Raw genomic sequence first — 376 nt, forward strand, 5'->3', positions numbered from 1 at the left:
AAGCCGCGTGGATCATATCTCAAAGCGGATGATGCCGAGCTGCTGCCTGCCATTCGTAAACTCGTGGATGCTCGGCCGACCTATGGCTATCGGCGGATCGCTGCCCTTCTCAACAGGCAGCGGCGAGCCGCCGATCTGCCCGTCGTCAATCGCARGCGAGTGCATCGCATCATGGCCAATCACGCCATGATCCTTGAGAAACACACGGCGGTGCGAATTGGTCGTGTCCACGACGGCAAGGTCATGGTGATGCGGTCTAATCTCCGCTGGTGCTCGGACGGGCTTGAGTTCACTTGCTGGAATGGCGAGGTGGTTCGTCTCGCGTTCATTATCGATGCGTTTGACCGGGAAATTATCTCATGGGCAGCCGTCGCCA

Annotated in this window: 1 protein-coding gene; it reads left to right on the forward strand. The window is 58.4% G+C overall.

Translation table 11 applies throughout. The features are described 5' to 3' along the window. The coding region (locus AC1DJO_RS29910; protein ID WP_477974140.1) for an IS3 family transposase at positions 1-376 on the forward strand (376 nt) is incomplete at both ends.

The sequence above is a fragment of the Rhizobium sp. 05N430 genome, assembly GCF_056396985.1.